The sequence below is a fragment of the Mycobacterium sp. NPDC003449 genome (genome assembly GCF_053588415.1).
The window spans coordinates 1-22335 of the sequence record NZ_JBSFPX010000083.1; the positions used below are offsets into that span (position 1 = coordinate 1).

At 69.3% G+C, this 22335-nt stretch carries 20 protein-coding genes; 15 read left to right on the top strand and 5 right to left on the bottom strand.

Annotation, left to right across the window (positions count from 1 at the left end; all coding sequences use genetic code 11):
* The 5 genes from ACWDTP_RS20555 to ACWDTP_RS20575 form a co-directional block, all read left to right on the top strand.
* On the top strand, nt 1-715 hold a 715-nt coding region (locus ACWDTP_RS20555; protein ID WP_450023076.1), incomplete at its 5' end, for an HpcH/HpaI aldolase/citrate lyase family protein.
* Nucleotides 716-719: 4 nt separating this feature from the next.
* A complete protein-coding gene (pdxH, locus tag ACWDTP_RS20560) occupies nt 720-1394 on the top strand; it encodes a pyridoxamine 5'-phosphate oxidase (RefSeq protein ID WP_450023128.1) in 675 nt (224 codons plus the stop codon).
* Between the two features lie 19 nt (nt 1395-1413).
* Nucleotides 1414-2718, top strand: coding sequence for an MFS transporter (locus ACWDTP_RS20565; RefSeq protein WP_450023078.1), 1305 nt, complete (start codon nt 1414-1416; stop codon nt 2716-2718).
* A 70-nt stretch (nt 2719-2788) separates the two neighbouring features.
* Entirely contained in the window at nt 2789-3448 is a 660-nt protein-coding gene (locus ACWDTP_RS20570; RefSeq protein WP_450023080.1) for a TetR/AcrR family transcriptional regulator, read from the top strand.
* Between the two features lie 90 nt (nt 3449-3538).
* Nucleotides 3539-4843 (top strand): citrate synthase, encoded by a 1305-nt coding sequence (locus ACWDTP_RS20575; RefSeq protein WP_450023081.1) that lies wholly within the window; start codon nt 3539-3541, stop codon nt 4841-4843.
* Here the strand turns inward: ACWDTP_RS20575 and ACWDTP_RS20580 are convergent.
* Nucleotides 4840-5304, bottom strand: coding sequence for a YbaK/EbsC family protein (locus tag ACWDTP_RS20580; protein WP_450023083.1), 465 nt, complete (start codon nt 5302-5304; stop codon nt 4840-4842). The genes ACWDTP_RS20575 and ACWDTP_RS20580 overlap by 4 nt on opposite strands.
* 67 nt (nt 5305-5371) lie before the next feature.
* Here ACWDTP_RS20580 and ACWDTP_RS20585 point away from each other — a divergent pair, with 67 nt between their 5' ends.
* Genes ACWDTP_RS20585 through ACWDTP_RS20595 form a run of 3 tightly spaced genes read left to right on the top strand, consistent with a single transcriptional unit; the run spans nt 5372 to nt 10391 of the window.
* A complete protein-coding gene (locus ACWDTP_RS20585; RefSeq protein WP_450023085.1) occupies nt 5372-6832 on the top strand; it encodes an MFS transporter in 1461 nt (486 codons plus the stop codon).
* Nucleotides 6822-7250 (top strand): MarR family winged helix-turn-helix transcriptional regulator, encoded by a 429-nt coding sequence (locus tag ACWDTP_RS20590; RefSeq protein ID WP_450023087.1) that lies wholly within the window; start codon nt 6822-6824, stop codon nt 7248-7250. The genes ACWDTP_RS20585 and ACWDTP_RS20590 overlap by 11 nt, the downstream gene beginning before the upstream one ends.
* A 48-nt stretch (nt 7251-7298) precedes the next feature.
* On the top strand, nt 7299-10391 hold the full coding sequence (locus ACWDTP_RS20595) for an adenylate/guanylate cyclase domain-containing protein (protein WP_450023089.1): 3093 nt from the start codon (nt 7299-7301) through the stop codon (nt 10389-10391).
* Here ACWDTP_RS20595 and ACWDTP_RS20600 read toward each other — a convergent pair.
* Nucleotides 10388-11947 carry a phytoene desaturase family protein gene (locus ACWDTP_RS20600; RefSeq protein ID WP_450023091.1) on the bottom strand — a complete coding sequence of 520 codons (1560 nt, stop codon included), beginning with the start codon at nt 11945-11947 and terminating at the stop codon, nt 10388-10390. The genes ACWDTP_RS20595 and ACWDTP_RS20600 overlap by 4 nt on opposite strands.
* A gap of 14 nt (nt 11948-11961) precedes the next feature.
* On the bottom strand, nt 11962-12210 hold the full coding sequence (locus ACWDTP_RS20605) for a DUF2630 family protein (RefSeq protein WP_450023093.1): 249 nt from the start codon (nt 12208-12210) through the stop codon (nt 11962-11964).
* Between the two features lie 31 nt (nt 12211-12241).
* On the opposite strand from ACWDTP_RS20605, the gene ACWDTP_RS20610 reads away from it, so the two are divergent.
* From ACWDTP_RS20610 to arfC, 4 genes are all read left to right on the top strand, one after another.
* Nucleotides 12242-12604, top strand: coding sequence for an FKBP-type peptidyl-prolyl cis-trans isomerase (locus ACWDTP_RS20610; RefSeq protein ID WP_450023095.1), 363 nt, complete (start codon nt 12242-12244; stop codon nt 12602-12604).
* A gap of 81 nt (nt 12605-12685) precedes the next feature.
* On the top strand, nt 12686-13699 hold the full coding sequence (gene arfA, locus ACWDTP_RS20615) for a channel-forming protein ArfA/OmpATb (protein WP_450023097.1): 1014 nt from the start codon (nt 12686-12688) through the stop codon (nt 13697-13699).
* Nucleotides 13700-13711: 12 nt separating this feature from the next.
* Nucleotides 13712-13867 (top strand): channel accessory protein ArfB, encoded by a 156-nt coding sequence (gene arfB / locus ACWDTP_RS20620; RefSeq protein ID WP_450023099.1) that lies wholly within the window; start codon nt 13712-13714, stop codon nt 13865-13867.
* Entirely contained in the window at nt 13864-14361 is a 498-nt protein-coding gene (gene arfC / locus ACWDTP_RS20625) for a channel accessory protein ArfC, sunset domain variant (RefSeq protein ID WP_450023101.1), read from the top strand. Before arfB ends, arfC begins: the two co-directional genes overlap by 4 nt.
* A 72-nt stretch (nt 14362-14433) precedes the next feature.
* On the opposite strand, the gene ACWDTP_RS20630 is transcribed toward arfC, so the two are convergent.
* Both ACWDTP_RS20630 and prrA read right to left on the bottom strand, forming a co-directional pair.
* The gene (locus ACWDTP_RS20630) at nt 14434-15774 is read right to left on the bottom strand and encodes a HAMP domain-containing sensor histidine kinase (RefSeq protein ID WP_450023103.1); all 1341 of its coding nucleotides are present in this window, start codon (nt 15772-15774) and stop codon (nt 14434-14436) included.
* 3 nt (nt 15775-15777) lie between these two features.
* Nucleotides 15778-16497 carry a two-component system response regulator PrrA gene (gene prrA / locus ACWDTP_RS20635; RefSeq protein WP_450023105.1) on the bottom strand — a complete coding sequence of 240 codons (720 nt, stop codon included), beginning with the start codon at nt 16495-16497 and terminating at the stop codon, nt 15778-15780.
* A 123-nt stretch (nt 16498-16620) separates the two neighbouring features.
* Between prrA and ACWDTP_RS20640 the strand changes: the two genes are divergently transcribed.
* Genes ACWDTP_RS20640 through ACWDTP_RS20650 form a run of 3 tightly spaced genes read left to right on the top strand, consistent with a single transcriptional unit; the run spans nt 16621 to nt 22286 of the window.
* Nucleotides 16621-18501, top strand: a complete 1881-nt coding sequence (locus ACWDTP_RS20640) for an ABC transporter ATP-binding protein (protein ID WP_450023107.1) — start codon at nt 16621-16623, stop codon at nt 18499-18501.
* Between the two features lie 36 nt (nt 18502-18537).
* Entirely contained in the window at nt 18538-20445 is a 1908-nt protein-coding gene (locus ACWDTP_RS20645) for an ABC transporter ATP-binding protein (RefSeq protein ID WP_450023109.1), read from the top strand.
* The gene (locus ACWDTP_RS20650) at nt 20442-22286 is read left to right on the top strand and encodes an ABC transporter ATP-binding protein (protein WP_450023111.1); all 1845 of its coding nucleotides are present in this window, start codon (nt 20442-20444) and stop codon (nt 22284-22286) included. Before ACWDTP_RS20645 ends, ACWDTP_RS20650 begins: the two co-directional genes overlap by 4 nt.
* Nucleotides 22287-22335: the final 49 nt, after the last annotated feature.

Here is a 22335-nt window from a genome sequence, read left to right on the forward strand (position 1 = left end):
GAGTGCTCCACCGAACACCGCCGGGGCACCGCCCGCCCGCACCCCGGGGTGCCAGTGGTGGGTCCGGCTGGACCCGGCGCGGCTCGAGGAGGGTGTGCGGGCCGCCGCGCGGCCCGGCACCACAGGGGTTTTTGTGCCCGGCGCCGAATTGGAGCTGCTGCGCCGCGTCGACGCGCTGCTCACCGACGCCGAGCGGGCCGATACCGGTGCGCCGCTCGCGGTCATCGCGCAGCTGGAGACGGCCAGGGGCATGGCGGATGTCCGCGACATCGCGCGGGCCCCCCGGCTGCACCGGCTGGGGCTGGGGGAGGCCGATCTGGCCGCCGAGTTGGGCATGTCCCCGTCGCCGGATCGGCACGAACTGTGGCACCTGCGTGGCGATGTGGTGCTGGCCTCGGCGCTGGCCGGGCTGGTGCCGCCGGTCGGCCCCGTCCAGACCGAACTGGGTGACGGAGGGCTGCTCGCCCGGTCGACCGTGCAGCTGGTCCGCCAGGGATTCTCCGCCCGCACCCTGATCCATCCCGACCAGGTCGCGGTGGTGCACGAGGCGCTGGCTCCGACCCCCGAGGAGCTGGCCGACGCCAGGGATGTGCTCGCGGTGTTCGACGACGCGCAGGCGAACGGATCCGGGGTGGCCCGCGACCGGCGCGGCCGGATGGTCGATCTCGCGGTGGTCCGTTCGGCGCGCGCGATCACCGCACGAGGCCAGGCGTAGCCTTATCGCGGTGCCGACACCGGATGATCAGGACTTGGCCGCCATGCGGGTCGAATACGCCGAGAAGGACGGCCGTGGCGATCTGGACGTCGACTGGCTCGGCGACGATCCCGCGACGGGCTGGCTGACCCTGCTGCGGACCTGGCTGGCCGACGCCCAGCGGGCCGGGGTGGCCGAACCGAACGCCATGGTCGTCGGCACGGTCGATGAGCAGGGAAGACCGGTCACCCGCACGGTGTTGTGCAAGAGCATGGATGAGGCCGGTATCACGTTCTACACCAATTACGACTCGGCCAAGGGCGAGCAGCTGGCCGCCAACCCGTACGCGTCGGCCACCTTCCCGTGGTACCAGCTGGGCAGGCAGATTCACGTCAGGGGTCCGGTGACCAGGGTGCCGGCCGCCGCGACCGCCGACTACTGGTCGAAGCGCCCGCGCGGATCGCAGCTGGGCGCGTGGGCGTCGCAGCAGTCGCACCCGATCGAATCCCGTGCGGCACTGCTGGGCCGGCTCGCCGAGGTCACCGACCGGTTCGCCGGCCTGGACTCCGTTCCGGTACCGCCGAACTGGGGTGGGTACCTGATCGCGCCCGACGTCGTCGAGTTCTGGCAGGGCCGGGAGAACCGGGTGCACAACCGGATTCGGGTCGCGCACGGCCGCGCCGAGCGGCTGCAGCCGTGACGTTCGCCCGGCACCCGGAATGAGAGGGTTCCTCGCCGACACCACGCCGCTGCGCACTCCGGACTTCCGACGGTTGTGGCTGGCCGGCATCCCGACCGTCATCGGCGCCAACCTGACGATCTTCGCGGTCCCGGTGCAGCTCTACACGCTCACCCAGAACTCGGCGTATGTCGGGCTGGCCGGCCTGTTCGCGCTGGTGCCGCTGATCGTGTTCGGCCTGTGGGGCGGGGCGCTGGCCGACGCCATGGACCGCAGGGTGTTGTTGATCATCGCCTCGATCGGCCTCGGCGCCGCCTCGGTGCTGCTGTGGCTGCAGGCCGCACTGGCGGTCGACAACGTCTGGGTGGTGCTGAGCCTGCTGTCGGTGCAGCAGGCCTTCTACGCGATCAACAGCCCCACCCGGGCCGCCGCGATACCGCGGATCGTGCCCGGTGAGCAGCTGCCCGCCGCCAACGCGCTGAACATGACGGTGTACCAGTTCGGCGCGATCGTCGGCCCGCTGCTGGCCGGGGTGCTGCTGCGCTGGGTGGATCTGTCCACGCTCTACCTGATCGACGCGGTGTGCTGCCTGGTCCCGATCTGGGCGACGTTCCGGCTGGCCCCGATCCGGGCCACCGGCGCCGAGCGGGGTTCCTCGCGCTGGGGCGTGGCCGCGGTGCTCGACGGTTTCCGCCATCTGGCCGGCAACCGGGTGGTGCTGATGTCGTTCGTCGTCGACCTGATCGCGATGATCTTCGGGATGCCCCGCGCGCTGTTCCCGCAGATGGCGCACGAGAGCTTCGGCGGCCCGGTCGAGGGCGGCACCGTGATGGCGCTGCTGGCGGCGGCGATGTCGGCGGGTGCGGTGGCGGGCGGGGTGTTCTCGGGCTGGCTGCCGCGGATCCGCAGGCAGGGCCGGGCGGTCGTGCTGGCGATCCTGGTATGGGGTGTGGCGATGGTCGGCTTCGGTATCGCGGGCGGGTCTGCGGATGGGTCCGCCGGTCTGGTGTTGTGGGTTGCGTTGGCGTTCCTGGCGATCGGGGGTGCCGCGGATATGGTGTCGGCGGCGTTCCGGTCGACGATCCTGCAGCAGGCCGCCTCCGATGAGTTGCGTGGGCGCTTGCAGGGCGTCTTCACCGTCGTGGTCGCCGGTGGCCCTCGGCTCGCCGACACCTTGCACGGCGCGGCGGCCGCGGCGGTCGGTACCACGGTGGCGGCGGCCGGCGGGGGTGCGCTCGTGATCGTCGGCGTGATGGTTGCCGCGGCGGCGGTTCCCGCGTTCGTGCGCTACCGGGTGCCCGGTGTGGCGGCCCGTGACGGGCAGTCCGGGGCCGAGCGGACCTGAACCCCGGCAAATCGCACGGGTTGTCCGAAACACCGCGGGCAGACGCGGCTCGTGGGGATAGCATCCGCTGGTGGTCGATGAGGTCTGGCAGGCCGGGGCGGGTCTGCGCGAGCGCAAGAAGCTGCGCACCCGGGCGATGTTGATCGACGCCGCGGTCGAACTGTGCAACCGTCAGGGATTCGAGAAGACCACGGTGGAGCAGATCTCCGCGGTCGCCGACGTCTCGCCGCGCACATTCAGCCGGTACTTTGCCACCAAGGACGCCGTCGTGGTCGCGCTGATCGACGAGGTGGCCGCCATGGCCGCGGTCGAACTCGCCGGCCAGCCACCCGAGATCAACGATGTCGAAGCCCTGTACCGGGCCCATGTGCAGGCATTCCTCAAGACCAGGATCGCCCCGTCGCCGCGGCTGACCGAGCAACGTCTGCTCGCCCTGGCCCGCATCGTGACCTCCTCGCCGGTCCTGATGCACACGGTGTCGGAGTTCCGGATCGACGCCGTCAACGCGGTGCTGGCAACCCGGATGGGGGTGAGCCGCGACGACCGCAGGCTCAAGCTGACCTCGGCGGTGTGGGGGGCGGTCATCATGTCAGCGCTGGCCGAACTCGGGCCGGACACCGACTGGGCCACGATGACCGTCGACGGCATCGTGGCGAAGGTGCAGTCCACATACGGCGAGTTCATGGCCGTGACCGCGGGGCTGCACGGGATGGCCGGCCAACTCGTGTGACCGGTTGGTAACCCCACGCGGGCAGCCCGAACCGAATGCGACTACCTTTTGTAGAGCATGTTCGGTACCCGCGACGTTGAAGGGATCCCCGTGGCCGAAAACCCGTCGAGTGGGCAGGAGCACGCCACCCTCCAGTACCCAGGTGGCGAGCTCGATCTGGAGATCGTCCACGCCACCGAGGGCGCTGACGGCATCGCGCTCGGCCCGTTGCTGGCCAAGACTGGCTACACCACCTTCGATGGTGGTTTCGTCAACACCGCGTCCACCAAATCCGCGATCACCTACATCGACGGCGATGCCGGCATCCTGCGTTACCGGGGTGTCCCGATCGAGCAGCTGGCCGAGAACTCGACCTTCATCGAGGTCAGCTACCTGCTGATCTACGGTGAGCTGCCGACCACCGAGCAGCTGGAGCGCTTCACCACCCAGATCCAGCGCCACACCCTGCTGCACGAGGACCTCAAGCGGTTCTTCGACGGCTTCCCGCGCAACGCCCATCCGATGCCGGTGCTGTCCAGCGCGGTGAACGCGCTGAGCGCCTACTACCAGGATTCGCTGGATCCGTTCGATCCCGAGCAGGTCGAGCTGTCCACCATCCGGCTGCTGGCCAAGCTGCCGACCATCGCGGCCTACGCCTACAAGAAGTCCGAGGGGCAGCCGTTCCTGTACCCGGACAACTCGCTGACGCTGGTGGAGAACTTCCTGCGGATGACGTTCGGCTTCCCGGCCGAACCCTACGAGGTCGATCCCGAGCTGGTCCGGGCCCTGGACATGCTGTTCATCCTGCACGCCGACCACGAGCAGAACTGCTCGACGTCGACGGTGCGTCTGGTCGGCTCCTCGCAGGCCAACCTGTTCACCTCGATCTCGGGTGGCATCAACGCGCTGTGGGGCCCGCTGCACGGCGGCGCCAACCAGGCCGTGCTGGAGATGCTGACCAAGATCCGCGACGGCGGCGACGACGTCGAGACCTTCGTCAAGAAGGTGAAGAACCGCGAGGACGGCGTGAAGCTGATGGGCTTCGGGCACCGGGTCTACAAGAACTACGATCCGCGGGCCCGGATCGTCAAGGAGCAGGCCGACAAGATCCTCGGCAAACTCGGCATCGAAGATCCGCTGCTCGACATCGCCAAGCAGCTCGAGGAGATCGCGCTCACCGACGAGTTCTTCATCGAGCGCAAGCTCTACCCGAACGTCGACTACTACACCGGCGTGATCTACCGGGCGATGGGTTTTCCGACCCGGATGTTCACCGTGCTGTTCGCGCTGGGCCGGCTGCCGGGCTGGATCGCGCACTGGCGGGAGATGCACTCCGAGCCGAACAAGATCGGCCGCCCACGCCAGATCTACACCGGTTACGGCGAGCGCGCCTACACCAATATCGGCAGCCGTTAGCGGACCGGCATCGCCGCCCCCGCGGTGAGGTCGAGCAGCTGGCGGTAGGTCAGCGGCATCACCGAGTCGGCGGTGCCCGCCGCGGTCCAGATGACCGGGTACCCGGACAGGCTCTGATCCACCACGGTCCGCAGCGGGGCCGGATGCCCGGTGGGCGCCACCCCGCCGATGATCTGGCCGGTGGCGTTGCGCACCAGCTTCGCATCGGCTTTGCCGATCGAGGTGGCTCCGAGGTGGCGGGCCAGCACATCGGTGTCCACCCGGGCCGCGCCGCTGGCCATCACCAGCAGCGGTGCGCCGTCGCATTCGAACACCAGGCTGTTGGCGATCGCGCCGACTTCACAGCCCAGCTGGGCGGCCGCGGCCGCGGCGGTCTTGGCGTCCGCATCGAGAATTCTGATCGCCGGTTCGATCCCTGCGGCGGCGACGAATTCGGCGACCCGGGCATTGCGCTGGTTCATAGTGATGATTGTCTCCGATGGCCGAGGAAACTTGCACGGCTAACAGTTGTAGTTTCACAATTGTCTGGTGAATGAAGCCGTCGTCCGGTCGCTGAGCCCTCGGCGCAAGGCCATCATCCTGGTGTCCTGCTGCCTGAGCCTGCTGATCGTGTCGATGGACGCCACGATCGTCAACGTCGCGATCCCGAGTATCCGTGCCGAATTCGGGGCCTCACCGTCGCAACTGCAGTGGGTCATCGACATCTACACCCTGGCGCTGGCCTCGGTGCTGCTGCTGTCCGGCGCCGCCGGTGACCGGTTCGGCAGGCGGCGCACCTTCCAGGTCGGCCTGACGGTATTCGCGGCGGCCTCGCTGCTGTGCAGCCTGGCACCCAATATCGAGACGCTGATCGCGGCCCGGTTCCTGCAGGCACTGGGTGGCTCGATGATGAACCCGGTGGCGATGTCGATAATCACCCAGGTGTTCACCGGGCGGGTGGAACGCGCCCGCGCCATCGGGGTGTGGGGCGGGGTCGTCGGCATCGCCATGGCGGCAGGCCCGATCGTGGGCGGTGCGCTGATCGAGTTTGTGAACTGGCGCGCGGTGTTCTGGATCAACCTGCCGATCTGCGCGCTGGCGATCGCGCTGACCGCGATCTTCGTGCCGGAGTCGAAGTCGGCGACGATGCGCGATATCGACCCGATCGGCCAACTCCTCGGGGTGGCCTTTCTGTTCGGTGTGGTGTTCGTGCTGATCGAGGGTCCGAACCTGGGCTGGACCGATCCGCGGATCATCGGCATCGGGGTCATCGCCGTGGTGGCATTCGCGATATTCCTGCGCTTCGAGTCGCGACGCCGGGACCCGTTCATCGACCTGAGGTTCTTCCGCAGCGTCCCGTTCGCCTCGGCCACCGGGATCGCGGTGTGCGCGTTCGCCGCATGGGGTGCGTTCCTGTTCATGATGTCGCTGTACCTGCAGGACCACCGGGGCTTCTCGGCCATGCACACCGGCCTGATCTACCTGCCGGTCGCCCTTGGTGCACTGATCTTTTCACCGTTGTCGGGACGGTTGGTCGGACGGTTCGGCGCACGGCCGTCCCTGCTCGTCGCGGGGGCCCTGATCACCGCGGCCACGTTGATGCTCACCCGGATCAGCGCGGACACCCCGGTGTGGGAGTTGTTGATCGTGTTCGCGGTGTTCGGCATCGGGTTCTCGATGGTCAACGCCCCGATCACCAACACCGCGGTCAGCGGGATGCCGACCGACCGGGCCGGCGCGGCCTCGGCGGTGGCCTCGACCAGCCGCCAGGTCGGGGTGAGTCTCGGTGTGGCGCTGTGCGGTTCGGTGCTGGGTGCGGCGCTGACGGACAGCTCGATCGACTTCGCCACGGCGGCGAGGCCGCTGTGGTCGGTGTTCGCCTGCTTCGGCGTGGTGATCTTCGCGCTGGGTTTCGCGTCGACGTCGCCGTGGGCGTTGCGGTCGGCCGAACGGCTGGCCCCGCTGATCGGGCAGCATCGCCATCCCCCGGAGGTCGCCCATGCCGGCTGACCCGACGCAGGCCGACCAGGTCTGGCGACTGCTGACCACGCTGGTGTTCGACAACCGGGACGGCTGGCGGCGCGCGGTCATCGAGCGCAGCGGGCTGCCGTTCAGCCGGATCCGGATCCTGCGGCGGTTGACCGGCGAACCGATGACGGTCAAACAGCTCGCCCACGCCGCGATCCTGGACGCGCCCGCCGCCACCGTCGCGGTCAACGATCTGGAGGACCGCGGTCTGGTGATCCGCACGGTCGACCCGGCGAACCGACGGTGCAAGGTGGTGTCGCTGACCGACGCGGGTCGCGCGGCGACGGCCGAGATCGACGCGGTCGAGGATCCGGCCCCCGATGGCTTTGCCGCGCTCGGCGACGACGATCTGGCGGCCCTGCGGACGATCCTGGCCAAGGTAGCCGCCAAACGGCGGTGAGGCGCCTATTCTGATCCGGTCCAGCGGAGAAGGGTTGGCTGGCCGGTGATGTCGTGCCCCGTATGCGGTGTCGTCCCCAGGGACGGTGCCCGATTCTGTGACGCGTGCGGATCCCCGCTCACGACCGCCGCGAAACTCACCGAATACAAGCAGGTGACGGTGCTGTTCGCCGATGTGGTGCGCTCGATGGACCTGGCCGCACGGCTCGGCGCGGAACGGCTGCGCGAACTGATGACCGAGCTGTTCAACCGGTCGGCTCGGGTCGTCCAGCAGTACGGCGGCACCGTGGACAAGTTCACCGGTGACGGGATCATGGCCGAATTCGGCGCCCCGATCGCGCTGGAGGACCACCCGGCCCGCGCGTGCCGTGCGGCGCTCGACATCCAGCGTGCGGCGCAGAGCCTGGCGGTCGACGTGGGCCGCCTCGACCACGTCGCGCTGCAGCTGCGGGTGGGGCTGAACTCGGGACAGGTGATCGCCGGGGCGATCGGTTCGGACCCGTTGTCCTATACGGCGATCGGCGAACAGGTCGGGATGGCGCAGCGCATGGAGTCGGTCGCGCCGCCCGGCGGGGTGATGCTGAGCGAATCGACCGCGCGGCTGGTGGAGAGCGTGGCGGTGCTCGGCGAGCCGGAGCTGGTCAGCATCAAGGGCGCGGCCCGGCCGGTTCCGGCGCGCCGGCTGCTGGCGATGGCCTCCGGGCGGCGTACCGGCCGCAGCGAGCCCGCCTTCGTCGGGCGCGAACACGAACTGGCCACGCTGCGCGCCGTCGTCGACCGGTCGATCGACGGAACCGGCGGTGTGGTCGGCGTGGTCGGGCCCGCGGGCATCGGCAAGAGCCGGCTGGTCCGCGAGCTCACCTCGGTCGCCGCGGCCAAGGGGGTACAGGTCGTGGCCAGCTTCTGCGAATCGCACACCACCGAGGTGCCGTTCCACGCCATCGCCGGGCTGCTGCGCACGGCGGCCGGGTTGAGCGGTCTGGAGGCGGCGCCGGCGCGAAGCCGGCTGCGGCAGCGGTTCTCCGGGTTGGACGGCGAGGATGTGCTGCTGGTGGAGGATCTGCTCGGGGTGACCGACGCGGGCGCCGAGTTGTCCGGCATCGATCCGGAAGCCCGGCGCAGGCGGCTTTCGGCGATCGTCAACCCGTCCGGGCTGGTGGGAACCGAGCCTGCGCTGTTCGTGATCGAGGACGTGCACTGGATCGACGGGATCAGCGAGTCGATGTTCGCCGATTTCCTCAAGGCGGTTCCGCAGACCCGTTCGGCCGTGGTGATCACCTACCGGCCGGAGTACGCGGGCACCCTGACCCGGAATCATGAGACGGTTTCGCTTGAGCCGCTTGACGATGCGCAGATCTCGGCGCTGAGCACCGAATTGCTGGGCGCCGACTCGTCGGTCGCCGACCTTGCCGGCCTCGTGGCCAAACGCGCCGCGGGCAATCCGTTCTTCGCCGAGGAGATCGTGCGGGATCTGTCCGAACGGGACGTGCTGATCGGCGGCCGAGGCTGCTACCTGTGCGCGGATCCGGTCGCCGATGTCAGCGTGCCCAGCACGTTGCAGGCCGTGATCGCGGCCCGCATCGACCGGCTGGGCCTGGCCGCCAAACGCACCCTCAACGCCGCGGCGGTGATCGGATCCCGGTTCGATCAGACACTGCTGAGCACACTGGTGACGCCGGTCCTCGATGAGCTGGTGGCCGCCGAGCTGGTCGAACCGATCGCATCCGGTGCGCGGCCCGAATACGCGTTCCGGCATCCGCTGATCCGGGCGGTGGCCTACGAATCCCAGCTCAAGGCCGACCGGGCCCAGCTGCACCGGAACCTGACCGAGGCGATCGTCCACGACGACCAGCATTCCGCGCTGATCGCCGAGCATTTCGAGGCGGCGGGCGATCTGCCGCAGGCCTACGAATGGCATATGCGGGCCGCGGCCTGGTCGGCCAACCGGGATATCGAGGCGGCACAGCTGAACTGGGAACGCGCCCGGCTGGCCGCCGACGCCCTCCCGCAGGCCCACCCGGACCGGCCGGCGATGCGGATCAGCCCGCGGATACTGTTGTGCGCCAACGCCTGGCGGCGGTTCCACCCCGACATCTCGGCCCGCTTCGACGAGCTGAGGCAGCTGTGCGAGGCGGCCGGGGACAAGCTGTCGCTGGCGATCGGGATGACGGGCCTGACCATGGAGCACATGCTCGGCGGCCGGATCCGGGCCGCGTCGGCGCTGGCCTCGGAGTACATGGCGGTGATCGAATCGCTCGGTGATCCGTTGCTGGTCGCGCGGTTCTCCCGGGCCGCGTGCACGGCCAAGCTGCAGGCCGGGGAGGTCGCCGACGTGCTGCGGTGGTCACAGACCACCATCGACCTGACCGGCACCGATCCCATCGCCCACGTCTTCCGGGCGGTGGGGCGGTGGACCACCGGACACCCCGGGTGGCGCGAGGATTTGGCGAACGCGGTGGCGCTGGCGCGCACCGCCGACGCGGTAGCGCAGGCCGCCGTCATGACCTACAAGTACATCGCGATATCGCGGGGCATCGTGCTGGCCGACGATCGCGCGGTGGCCGAGCTCGAGGACGCCCTGTGCCTGGCGGAGCGCACCAGCGATGAGATCGCGATCGTGCTGATCCGCAGCGCGCTGGGCATCGTGCTGGTCCATCACGCCGGCGCCGACAGCTCGCGCGGCTACGCGATGCTGGCCGAGCTGCGCGAAACCTGCGTCCGGCGCCGTTATGCCCTGCATGTGCTGCCGATCCTGAACGTCTACATCGCCCGCGGCATGGTCGCGAACGGCGATATCGACGGTGGCCTGGAACATTTGGAGGCCGCCTGCGTCGACATCCTCGGGACGGGAGGTGTCGGCAATCTCGATCTGGCCACGGTGGCGTTGGTGGAGACCCTGCTGGCGCGGGGCGGGGCGGGTGACCTGGCCAGGGCGCAAGCCGCGCTCGACCGGTTGGATGCGAGCCTGGGGGAGGAGGTCGTGTGGGTTTCGCGCGCGGTCACCGGGCTGCGGTTGCGGGCCTTGATCGCCCTGGCCCGCGGCGACCAGCCGACGTACCGGGAGCTGAAACGCCGATACCGCGAGGTGTCGACCGATCTGGGTTTCGAGGGGCATATGGCCTGGGCCGCCGAGATGGCTTAGCCGCGCCCGAGCACCGCCATCGCGGCATTGTGCCCTCCGATCCCGGATACCGCACCGCCGCGCCGGGAACCGGATCCGCACAACAGGATCCGGTCGTGCCCGGTGGCCACGCCCCAGCGTTGCGCCGGGGTTTCGAGCGGCTCGTCGTCCTCGGTGAACGGCCAGCGCAGCGCACCGTGGAAGATGTTTCCCGCCGTCATCCCCAGTGCCCGGTCGAGGTCGACGGTGGTCTTGGTCTCGATGCACAGCCTGCCCGCGCCGTCCTGCAGCAGGACATCCTGGATCGGTTCGGCCAGAACCGAGTTCAGCGAACTGAGCACGGCGGAGGTGAGCCGGTCGCGCATCCGGTCCGGGTCGCCCGCGGCCAGCGCATGCGGGGTGTGCAGCCCGAACACGGTCAGGGTCTGGGCTCCGGAGGCGCGCAGCTCATCGGACAGGATGCTCGGATCGGTCAGTGAGTGGCAATAGATCTCGCACGGCAGCGGGTCGGGCACCCGGCCGGCCGCGGCCGCGGTATAGGCGGCCGCGAGTTGGCCGAAACCCTCGTTGACGTGGAACGTTCCGCCGAACGCCTGCTCGGGTGTCACGCCGTCGTCACGCAGCCGCGGCAGGCGGCGCAGCACGAGGTTCACCTTGACCTGGGCGCCCTGGGCGGTATCGGGTGCGGGCTCGCCGAGGAGGTCGGCCAGCACCGCGGGCGTCACATTGGCCAGGACGGTCCCGGCGTGCACCGTGCGGCTCGAGCCGCCGACCCGGTATCGCACCTCGCCGTCCGGGCGGATCGCGTAAACTTCTGCCCCAGTGATTATTTCGGCGCCGAATCCGGTGGCGCTGGCGGCCAGCGCACCGCTCACCGCGCCCATACCGCCGATCGGCACGTCCCAGTCGCCGGTGCCGCCGCCGATCAGGTGATACAGAAAGCACACGTTCTGGAGCAGTGACGGGTCGCCGGTGTCGGCGAAGGTGCCGATCAGGGCGTCGGTGGCCATCACGCCGCGCACCAGATCGTCGGCCACCGCGGCGCTGATCGCCTCGCCGATCGGCCGCTCGATGAGCGCATCCCACGCCGCGGCGGCGTCGGCGCCCTGCCCGTCCAGCACCTGACCGCGCAGCTCGGCGCGCCCACGCAGCGGCTGCAGCAGCGTCGGCCAGATCCGCCGGGTGATCAGGCCGCACCGGCGGTAGAACTCGTCGAAGCCGGCCGCGTCGGCGCCCGCCCCGATCGCATCGAACCGGGAGTCGGTTCCGATCAGCAGCCCGGTGGCCCCGCCGGTGCGCGGATCCGGTGTGTAGGACGAGTATCGACGCCGGGCCAGGCGGATCCGGGCCCCGAGATCGGTGACGATGCGCCGCGGCAGCAGGCTGACCAGATAGGAGTACCGGGACAGCCGGGCGTCGACACCGTCGAAGGCGTGCGCGGACACCGCCGCCCCACCGACGTGGTCGAGGCGTTCGAGCACCTGCACGCGGCGCCCGGCCCGGGCCAGGTAGGCCGCGGCCACCAGGCCGTTGTGCCCGCCGCCGACGATGACGGCGTCGATCGGGGTTTCGGTCACGTCATACCGTCCGGTCAGCCCTTGTACCCTTCGACCTCGTCGGCGTCCCGCAGCTGGGCCAGCCCGGGGTCCTGTCCGGTCTCCCGCAGGGCCCTGCGTTGCCGCAGCAGGTCCCAGCACCGGTCCAGCGCCACCTCCAGCGACCGCAACCGCTCGTGTTCGTCGGTTTCGGCGATCTCTCTGCGCTGCAGTTTCGTGCGAAGTTCCTGCTCTTCGGCGACGAGCCGGTGAACTTCGGCGAGGATGTCCTGATCTTCTGCCACACGGCCAGTGTGCCCGACTACGGTTGATCCGGTGAGCACAAAACCTGAGATCGAGTTCCCGGACGGACCCGCCCCCGCCGAGTTGGTGAGCACCGACCTGATCGTCGGTGACGGCGCCGAGGCCGTGCCGGGCGGCAATGTCGAGGTGCATTACGTCGGTGTCGAATACGACACCGGGGAGGAGTTCGACAGTTCCTGGAATCGCGGTGAGTCGATTGAATTTCCGTTGCGCGGCCTGATCCAGGGTTGGCAGGACGGCATTCCCGGCATGCGGGTGGGCGGCCGCCGCAAACTGGTCATCCCGCCGGCGCAGGCCTACGGTCCGGCGGGTTCGGGGCACCGGTTGTCCGGTAAGACACTGATCTTCGTGATCGATCTGCTCGCCGTGCGCTGACTCGGCGGGATTGCCTGAGCCGACGACATCGGAAGTCTTTGCTGATACGGTCGAACTGTTTGGCCGACTTCAGGAGCACCTATGTCGAGATCTGACGAAACTCGGACGATAACAGGCTGGCGGACAGCCTCCAAGCTGTATCGACGACCCCCCGGCCTCGGTTGGTTGCTGGCCCTGATCGCAGTTCCCTTGCTGCTCGGGCTGATCGGATGGAGCACCATCGACCGGGCCGGCAACGGCGAGGGCCTCACCCTGCCCAACGTCGACGCGTCGGCGACGCTGAGTGCCCCCGAACCCGATGCGCCGAACCCGGCGTTCGCTCCGCTGTCGATCACCCGTAACGGCAACGACATCACGCTGACCGGTGATGTGCCCGACGAGGCGGCCAAGGCCGCCCTGATCGATTCGATGCGGGCCAAGTTCGGCCCCGACGTGAACCTGATCGACAACCTGACCGTCAAACCCGGTGTCTCCACACCGGACCCGGCGGCGCTGGGGCCGGTATTCGAGGCCGCGGCAGCGGGGATCCCGGATTTCGACCTCAAGATCGACGGTGACACCCTCACCCTCTCGGGCACCGCCGCCTCCGAGGAGGTACGGGCTGCGGTCGAGGCCGCGGCGAGGTCGGCATGGCCGAACATGAAGATCACCAACAATATTCAGGTCGGCCCGGTGCCCGCTCCAGCGGCCCCGGCCCCGCCCGCTCCAGGTGCTCCCGGCGGTCCTGCCGGACCGTGTGCGGCGCTGCAGAACGATGTGACGGCGTTGCTGCGCACACCGATCAACTTCGAGACCGGCGGCTTCGTCCTGACCGGGCCATCGGAGCAGCTGCTGACCCAGGTGGCCGAGAAGTTGAAGTCGTGTGAGGGCGCCCGCGCCACGGTGACCGGCTACACCGACAACTCGGGCAACGATGAGATCAACGTTCCGCTGAGTGCGAACCGGGCGAAATCGGTTGCCGATTTCCTGGTTTCGCAGGGGCTGGCCGCCGATCGCGTCAGCTCCAACGGTGCCGGTTCGGCGAATCCGATCGCCGGCAATGACACGCCAGAAGGCAAGGCGCAGAACCGCCGCGTCGAGGTCACGGTCAACTAGGGGAGATTCGACATGGACTTCGTCATCCAATGGCTCTGGTATCTGCTGGCATTCGTGGTGGGTTCGCTGGTCGCCTGGCTGGTGTCGGTGCTCACCGTCAAACACACCAGCGAGGAGGCGGCGCTGGCCGATCTCCCCGACTCTCGTGAGATTGGAGCGGGACGGTGAGCGACGTGAACTGGTGGCTGATGGCGCTGGCGTTCCTGCTCGGGGTGATCCTGACCGTGGCCCTGACCATCCGCCGGGTCAAGCGTGAGGTCCCGGTGTACGGCGCCCTCGGACGTGGCCCGTCCACCGGTGCGGGCGGCGGTTTGGACGAGGCCACCTCGAAGCTGCCCAAGGCCGGTACCGCGGCGGCGGGCGCGGCCGCCGCGGGTGCGGCGGCCTTCGGTGCGTCCAAGTTCACCGGCGGGGGTAAGGACCCCGAATCCGAGGCCGCGGGTGCGGGCGAGGGTGAAAAGCCTTACGGTGCAGGCTCGCTGCGGACCGAGGGCACCGCGACGGCTCCCGAAGGCTACACCGTCAAGGGCAACGAGGATTCGATGCTCTATCACACCGCCGAGAGCCCGTCGTATCAGCAGACCGTCGCCGAGATCTGGTTCGTCGACGAGGAATCCGCGATCCAGGGTGGCTTCCACCGGTGGGACAGCGGCCAGAGATAACCGCGAGCAGGCACAAAACTGCCCCTTTTCCGGCGAAGAGGGGCAGGTTTGTGTCTGCTCGGCAGGCTGGGCTCAGTGCGGGCCGGGCAGCCGCAGCAGCAGCCGGGCCCCGCCCAGCGGGCTCGATTCCAGAGCCGCGGTGCCGCCGTGTAATTCGGCCTGCTGCGCGACCAGCGCCAGTCCGAGCCCCGACCCCGACCGCGATGCCGTCGAGCCCCGGGAGAACCGGTCGAACACCACGATGCGCTCCTCCTCGGGCACTCCGACACCGTTGTCGTCGACGGCGATCTCGACGCCGGCCCGCGAACTCACCGCCGACAGCCGCACCCTGGTGGCGCCGCCGTGTTTGACCGCGTTGGCGATGGCGTTGTCCACCGCGAGCCGCAGACCGGTCGGCAATCCGATGATGATGACCGTGGGGGCCGGCTCCAGGGTGACCTCGAGGTCGGGATAGGCCCGCATGGCGTCGTGGGCGGCCCGGTCGAGCAGTTCGGTGATGTCGACGGTGACATGGTCGTCGGTGGTGGACAGCTCGCCCTGGGCCAGGCGTTCCAGCGCGCCGAGGGTCGCCTCGATCCGCGACTGCGTGCGGATCACATCGTTGACCACCTCTTTGCGCTGGTCATCGGGCATGTCGAGGGTGGCCAGCACCTCCAGGTTGGTGCGCATCGCGGTGAGCGGTGTACGCAGCTCGTGGGCCGATACCGCGGAGAAGTCGCGGGCCGAGGCCAGCGCGGCCTTGGTGCGGTCCTGCTCGGACCAGATCCGTTTGAGCATCCCGTTGACGGCGTCGGCGATCTCGACGGCCTCGGTGGCGCCGCGCACCTCGACATCGGGTGCCTCGTCGCCCGCGTCGACCTGCCGGGTCTGCTGGGCCAGCCGTTTGAGCGGGCGCACCGCGAACGCGGCGAGCACCCAGCCCAGTACGGTGGCCGCCCCGACGGCGAACACGCAGATCACCAGCACCCGGCGGTGCAGGTTGTTGGTGTCGGCGATGGTGGCGTCGTAGGTGGCGCCGACGGCCACCCACATCGGGCCGGGGGCCGGGATCTCCACCGTCCGCACCCGCCAGCGCACCCCGTCGATATCGGTGTCGGCGTAGCCCGCGGGCAGTTCGGGCAGCACCACCGTGGAGTTGGAGGTGACGGTGCCGGTCTGGCGCACCGTGATCACCGCGTCCTGGTCGTTGGGGGAGCGCGGGATCTGATCGAGGCCACGGGGCAGGAACGGGACGGCGAACCCGGCCGCCTCGTCGAGGCGCCGGTCCAGCCGTTCCTTGCGGTCGTTGGTGATGCCGATCCAGACGATCGTGCCGACGATGACGACGACGATCGCCGCGCCGATGGCGGTCGCGAACGCGACCCGGGTCCGCAGCGACGGGGTGCGGCGGAAGATCCGGGTCAGCGGCCTCATGGCTTACTGCGTTCGCAGTACGAAACCGACCCCGCGCACGGTGTGCAGCAGCCGCGGCGCGCCGCCGGCTTCCAGCTTGCGCCGCAGGTAGCCGATGAACACGTCGACGACGTTGGTGTCGGCCGCGAAGTCATAGCCCCACACCAGCTCGAGCAGCTGGGCCCGGGAGAGGACCGCGGTCTTGTGCTCGGCCAGCACCGCGAGCAGGTCGAACTCCCGTTTGGTCAGGTCCACGTCGACGCCGTTGACCCTGGCCCGCCGGCCCGGGATGTCGACCTCGAGGGGGCCGACCTGGATGGTCTCCGAGGAGAACGTGGCCGAGGATCCGCGTCTGCGCAGCAGGGCCTTGACCCGGGCGACCAGCTCGGCCAGCACGAACGGTTTGACCAGGTAGTCGTCGGCGCCCGCCTCCAGTCCGGCGACCCGGTCGTCGACGCTGCTGCGGGCCGAGAGCACGCACACCGGGACGTCGTTGTCCATCGCGCGCAGCGCCGTCACCACGCTCACGCCGTCGAGCACCGGCATGTTGATGTCGAGCACGATGGCGTCGGGGCGGATCTCGGTGGCGCTGCGCAGGGCTTCGGCCCCGTCCACGGCGGTCGATACGTCGAACCCGGACAACCGCAGCCCGCGTTCGAGGGACGCGAGCACGTCAGGGTCGTCGTCCACCACGAGGACCCGGGGGGAGGCCATACCGCTGCCAGCACTGTCCATGCCCGCCATCTTGCCTGATGAGCACTCGGGATTGCGGCAGGCACGTCCCCGAACCCGACTCGACGGTGATCCGGGCACCTGAGCGGGGGAATCTTTGACCTCAATAATTGTTGAGGTTCTACGGTGATGCCCATGAGTATGGAGACGGTGGCCCGGCAGACCCTGTATCAGCAGGCGCATGCCCGCGGCGGCGAACTGCGCGCGCTGGCCGACCGGAAGTTGCTGGGCCGGATCTGGCGGTTCGCCGGGCGCCACCACCGGCGGTTGGGCGGGTTCGTGGCGGTGAGCGTGCTGAGCGCGCTGCTGACGGTGACGACGCCGGTGCTGGCCGGCCGGGTGGTCGATGCGATAACGCAAGGTGGTCCGGTATCGACGGTGATCCTGCTGGCCGGCGTGATCGCGGCGGTGGCGGTGGCCGACGCGGCCGTCGCGCTGGTGACCCGGTGGCTGTCGGCGCATATCGGGGAGGGCCTGATCCTGGATCTGCGGACCGCGGTGTTCGACCATGTGCAGCGCATGCCGGTGGCGTTCTTCACCCGGACCCGCACCGGCGCGCTGGTCAGCCGGCTCGGCAACGACGTGATCGGAGCGCAGCGGGCCTTCTCCGACACCCTGTCGGGGATCGTCGCCAACCTGGTGACGCTGACCCTGACGCTCGTGGTGATGCTGCACATCTCCTGGCAGATCACGGTGTTGTCGTTGGCGCTGCTGCCGCTGTTCGTGGTGCCCGCCCGCCGGATCGGCACCCGGATGGCCGGGCTGTCCCGGGAGGCGGCCGCCCACAACGCCACGATGAACACCCAGATGACCGAACGGTTCTCGGCGCCGGGTGCCACGCTGGTCAAACTATTCGGCGATCCCCGGCGGGAGTCCGAGGCGTTCGCGGTACGGGCCGACCGGGTCCGCGACATCGGGGTGCGCACCGCGATGCTGCAGTCGGTGTTCATGAACGCGCTGACCCTGATGTCGGCGCTGGCGCTGGCCCTGGTCTACGGGCTGGGCGGGGTGCTGGCGATCGGCGGGCAGCTGCAGGCCGGTGCGGTGGTGTCGCTGGCCCTGCTGCTGACCCGGCTGTATGCGCCGCTGACCGCGCTGGCCAACGCGCGGGTCGAGATCGCCAGCGCGCTGGTGTCTTTCGAGCGGGTCTTCGAGGTGCTCGACCTGGTGCCGCTGATCGACGAGAAACCCGGCGCCCGGCCCGTCCCGGCCGGTCCGGTCTCGGTCACCTTCGACGACGTGCACTTCGCCTACCCGTCGGCCGACAAGGTCTCGCTGGCTTCCCTAGAGGAGGTGGCCACGCTGGATCAGCGCGGCGGCGACGAAGTGCTGCACGGGATTTCGTTCACCGCCCGGCCCGGTGAGATGGTCGCCCTGGTCGGCTCGTCCGGGGCGGGCAAGTCCACCATCGCCTCGTTGCTGGCCAGGCTCTACGACGTCACCTCGGGTGCGATCGCACTCGGCGGGGTCGACGTGCGCGACGTGAGCTTCCCCTCGCTCAAGGACACGGTGGGCATGGTGACCCAGGACGGTCACCTGTTCCACGAGTCGATCCGGGCGAACCTGTTGCTGGCGGCACCCGCGGCCACCGATGGGCAACTCTGGGACGCGCTGCGCCGGGCCCGGCTCGACGACGTGGTCGCCGCGATGCCCGACGGGTTGGACACGGTTGTCGGTGAGCGGGGTTACCGTCTGTCCGGAGGACAGCGGCAGCGGCTGACGATCGCGCGCCTGCTGTTGGGACGGTCCCGGGTGGTGGTGCTCGATGAGGCGACGGCGTCGCTGGACTCGGCGTCGGAGGCCGCGGTGCAGCAGGCGCTGGCCGAGGCGCTGGACGGCCGTACCTCGCTCGTCATCGCGCACCGGCTGTCGACGGTCCGCGCCGCCGATCTCATCCTGGTCGTCGAGGACGGCCGCATCGTCGAACGCGGCACCCACGACCAACTGCTGGCCCGCGACGGCCGCTACGCCGAGCTGTACTACACCCAGTTCGCCGACGACGTCGCCGCGGCGTGAGGTTATTCATTTGCCGTACCTGGGAAGATCTATACAGTGAGCCAACCCCCGAGTGAAGCGTTGCGTTCGGCGCCGGCGATCGCCCCGCCGCCGGCGCGGATCCGGGGTAGCTCGGACCTGTGGCGGATGCTGCCCTACCTGTTGCCGTACCGGGCCCGCTGGACCGCGATGGTCGTCGTCGCGGTCGCGAGCCTCGCGGCCACCGTGGCCATTCCGCTGATGACCAAGGCCGTGATCGACGGTCCGGTGCGCCGCCAGGATCAGCACGGGCTGTGGGTGCTTGGCGTCGCCGCGATGGGCGTCGGCATCTGCGAGGCCGTGCTGTGGTTCATCCGGCGTTGGCTGGTCGCCCGCGCGACGATGGGGGTCGAGGCCGACATCCGCAAGGACCTCTATGCGCGGCTGCAGATCCTGCCCATGTCGTTCCACGGTCGTTGGCAGTCGGGCCAGCTGCTGTCGCGGGTGATGAACGATCTGTCCACCATCCGCCGGTTCATGTCGTTCGGGCTGGTGTTCCTGATCCTCAACGCACTGCAGATCACGGTCGTCACCTCGATCCTGCTGGCCATGTACTGGCCGCTGGGCGTGGTGGTGCTGGTCTCGATCGTGCCGATCGCGGCGACCGTATTGCACTTCGAACGGGAGTACACCCGGTTGTCGCGGCTCGCCCAGGATCAAACCGGCCATGTCGCAACCCATGTCGAGGAGTCGGCGCTCGGGCTGCGGGTGGTGAAATCCTTCGGCCGCGAGGACTACGTGTTCGACCGGTTCGACGATCAGGCCACCCGGCTCTTCGACACCCAGGTCAGCCGGGTCGGGGTGTCGGCGAAGTTCTGGACGCTGCTGGAGGTCATCCCGAACCTGACGCTGATCGTGGTGCTCGGCTTCGGCGCCTACGCCGCCGGGCACGGCTACGTCACGATGGGCACGCTGGTCGCGTTCATCACCATGATGCTGTCGCTGGTGTGGCCGATCGCATCGCTGGGATTCCTGCTGTCGATGACCCAGGAGTCGTTCACCGCGGCCAACCGCATCGCCGAGATCTTCGATGCGCCACGGGAGATCACCGACGGCCCGGTGGGGACGGCGCCGCGGGCCGGGCGCCTGCAGCTGCGCGACGTCGGGTTCCGCTTCCCCGATTCGGCAGGCGAGTGGGCCCTGCGGCACGTCGACGTCACGGTCGAACCGGGCGAAACGCTGGCTTTGGTCGGTGCGACCGGATCGGGAAAGACGGTGCTGGCCGCGCTGTTCTCGCGGCTCTACGACGTCACCGAGGGCCAGATCCTGATCGACGACACCGACATTCGCGAGCTGAGCCTGCCCGCCCTGCGCAAGGCGGTCGCCACCGCGTTCGAGGACCCGACGCTGTTCTCGATGTCGGTGGCCGAGAACCTGCGGCTGGGGCGGCCGGACGCTTCTGACGAACAACTGGCTCAGGCCGTCGACATCGCGGCCGCGCGGTTCGTCTACGACCTGCCGTTCGGTCTCGACACCCGCATCGGTGAGCAGGGGATGAGCCTGTCCGGCGGTCAGCGGCAACGCCTTTCGCTGGCCAGGGCGATCTTGGCGGCGCCGAGGATCCTGGTGCTCGACGACACCCTTTCGGCCCTCGACGTGCACACCGAGGCCGTGGTCACCGAGGCGCTCGGCAGCGTTCTCGACGAGGTGACCGGCATCATCGTGGCGCACCGGGCGTCCACGGTGCTGCTCGCGGACAAGGTGGCCCTGCTGGAGCAGGGGACCATCACCCACATCGGCACCCACGCCGAACTGCTGGCCGGGGTGCCGCAGTACCGGTACCTGCTGGCCGCCGACGATGAGCTCGACGACGGGGCCGAACACGTCTGCGGGTGGGAGGACGACAAGGACCGCTGCCGGCTCGACCATCTGGTCGAGGAGGGCGAACCGTACCGCTACGTCACCGCGGAGGTGGAGCGCCGATGACCACCACCGCCGACTCGACGGCCACCACCGCGCAGTGGCGCGGCCGGTTCGACGAGAACACCGACGATCTGCCGATCGACGAAAGCCTGCCGCGGCGTCGCGAGGCCAGGGCGCTGCTGGGTTCACTGCTGCACCCCTACCGCTGGACCGTCGGTGCGCTCGCGCTCGTCGTGATCGTGGAAAACGTTGCCCGGCTGTCAGTTCCGATTCTGGTGCAACGCGGCATCGACCGTGGTATCCCGCCCATCATCGACGGGGGTCCGGCCAGGGAGCTGATGCTGATCGTCGGCACGCTGTGCGCGGTGGTGCTGATCCAAGGCGTCAGCCGGATGTTCTTCCTGCGCCGCTCCGGGCGGGTGGGTCAGGAGGTGCTGCTCGAACTGCGCCGCCGCGTGTTCCGGCATTTCCAGCGCCTCGACGTGGCCTTCCACGACCGCTACACGTCGGGGCGGGTGGTGAGCCGGTCCACCAACGACGTCGAGGCCATCCAGGACATGCTCGAGACCGGTTTCGACAGCCTGATCACCGCGGTGCTCACGCTGTTCGGGACCGCGGTCCTGCTGATCGCGCTGGACTGGCGGCTGGGCCTGATGTGCCTGGGGGCGTTCCCGATTCTGGTGGCGCTGGTGTTGTGGTTCCGCACCGAGTCGGCCAAGACCTACCGCAGGGTGCGCGAGAGCGCGGCACTGGTCATCGTGCAGTTCGTCGAGACCATGACCGGGATCAAGGCCGTGCAGGCCTACCGCCGCGAGCCGCGCAACCAGGAGATCTTCGAAGACATCGCCGACGAGTACCGCGCGATCAACGAGAAGACGTTCAAACTGCTGGCCGTCTTCATGCCGAGCGTCAAGCTCGTCGGCAATGTCACCACCGGTGTGGTGCTGCTCTACGGCGGCTACCGGGTGCTGCACGGTGAGATGACGATCGGCACGCTGGCCGCGTTCCTGCTCTACCTGCGGATGTTCTTCGAACCGATGCAGGAGATCTCGCAGTTCTTCAACACCTTCCAGTCGGCGTCGTCGGCGCTGGAGAAGCTGGCCGGTGTGCTGGCCGAAAAGCCCGGTATCGCCGACCCGGTCCGGCCGCTGCCGCTTCCGGAGGTCAAGGGCGACATCACCTTTCACGATGTGCGGTTCGCCTACGGGCCCGGCAGACCGGTGCTGCCCGGCCTGACGCTGCGGGTGCCCGCGGGTCAGACCGTTGCGCTGGTCGGCACCACCGGGGCGGGCAAGACCACGATCGCCAAGCTGATCGCGCGGTTCTACGACCCGACCGCCGGGTCGGTGACCCTGGACGGTATCGATCTGCGCGAGCTGGCCCAGCCCGAGCTGCGCCGCCATGTCGTGATGGTGACCCAGGAGAACTTCATGTTCGACGGCACCGTCGCCGACAACATCCGCTTCGGCCGTCCCGATGCCACCGCGGACGAGATCCGGGCGGCCGCGGAGGCCGTCGGTGCGGACCGGTTCATCGCGATGCTGCCCGACGGCTACGACACCGACGTCGCCAAGCGCGGTGGCCGGCTCTCGGCGGGGCAGCGGCAGCTGGTGGCGTTCGCCAGGGCCTTCCTGGCCGATCCGGCGGTGCTGATCCTCGACGAGGCGACGTCCTCGCTGGACATCCCCAGCGAGCGAATGGTGCAGCGGGCTCTGGAAAACGTGCTGGCCGACCGGACCGCGCTGGTGATCGCGCACCGGCTGTCCACGGTGCAGATCGCCGATCGGGTGCTGGTGCTCGAACACGGCCGCATCGTCGAGGACGGTGCACCCGCCGAGCTGGTCGGCCGGGCCGACGGCGCGTATGCGGCGCTGCACCGGGCCTGGGTCGACTCTCTGGCCTAGCCGTTTCACCGCGAGCAGACATAAACTCGCCCCAAATCCCCTGAAATAG

Excerpts from the sequence above, each read along its gene's own strand:
- ACWDTP_RS20565 (WP_450023078.1), top strand. The coding sequence starts at position 1,414 with ATGAGAGGGTTCCTCGCCGACACCACGCCGCTGCGCACTCCGGACTTC.
- ACWDTP_RS20580 (WP_450023083.1), bottom strand. The coding sequence starts at position 5,304 with ATGAACCAGCGCAATGCCCGGGTCGCCGAATTCGTCGCCGCCGCAGGG.
- ACWDTP_RS20590 (WP_450023087.1), top strand. The coding sequence starts at position 6,822 with ATGCCGGCTGACCCGACGCAGGCCGACCAGGTCTGGCGACTGCTGACC.
- ACWDTP_RS20595 (WP_450023089.1), top strand. The coding sequence starts at position 7,299 with ATGTCGTGCCCCGTATGCGGTGTCGTCCCCAGGGACGGTGCCCGATTC.
- arfA (WP_450023097.1), top strand. The coding sequence starts at position 12,686 with ATGTCGAGATCTGACGAAACTCGGACGATAACAGGCTGGCGGACAGCC.
- arfB (WP_450023099.1), top strand. The coding sequence starts at position 13,712 with ATGGACTTCGTCATCCAATGGCTCTGGTATCTGCTGGCATTCGTGGTG.
- ACWDTP_RS20630 (WP_450023103.1), bottom strand. The coding sequence starts at position 15,774 with ATGAGGCCGCTGACCCGGATCTTCCGCCGCACCCCGTCGCTGCGGACC.
- prrA (WP_450023105.1), bottom strand. The coding sequence starts at position 16,497 with ATGGCGGGCATGGACAGTGCTGGCAGCGGTATGGCCTCCCCCCGGGTC.
- ACWDTP_RS20640 (WP_450023107.1), top strand. The coding sequence starts at position 16,621 with ATGAGTATGGAGACGGTGGCCCGGCAGACCCTGTATCAGCAGGCGCAT.
- ACWDTP_RS20650 (WP_450023111.1), top strand. The coding sequence starts at position 20,442 with ATGACCACCACCGCCGACTCGACGGCCACCACCGCGCAGTGGCGCGGC.